Origin of the sequence: Bacillus sp. GMs2/2 (assembly GCF_050172095.1) — a bacterium.
GTDB lineage: Bacteria > Bacillota > Bacilli > Bacillales > Bacillaceae_G > Bacillus_A > Bacillus_A cereus.
The window spans coordinates 1-368 of the sequence record NZ_JBNLYE010000784.1; the positions used below are offsets into that span (position 1 = coordinate 1).

The following is a 368-nucleotide window of genomic DNA, read 5'->3' on the forward strand; positions in this document are numbered from 1 at the left end:
TGAATCAACAACCAATAGAAGTAAACTTTTATAACACTGTGCGAAATGATCGTGACATAGATCGCATGTTTGAAAAAGCGGATGATTGGTTTGCACAAAAAGGACGTAACTTAAATATTGGAATAGGGAGGAATTGATTTGCTAGATATTGGAATTGATACGGAATTAGCGAGTGACTATCGAATATGTATGGTAGATCGTCCTGTTATTCCAACAGCAAAACAAAAAGTGGAACACATAGAAGTACCAGGGCGGCATGGTTCGTTAACAAAAAAAGGGGCGTTTGAAGACGTCCCTTTAAAAATTAAGTTTAATTTACTAGAAGATGAAAATATAAAACCTTTAATCCGCCGCATCAAGGCATGGTT

Annotated in this window: 1 pseudogene; it reads left to right on the plus strand. The window is 36.4% G+C overall.

The features are described from left to right. Window positions 1-138: 138 nt before the first annotated feature. A pseudogene (locus ACQGS6_RS29520) lies at window positions 139-368 on the plus strand (phage tail protein); the annotation flags it as partial.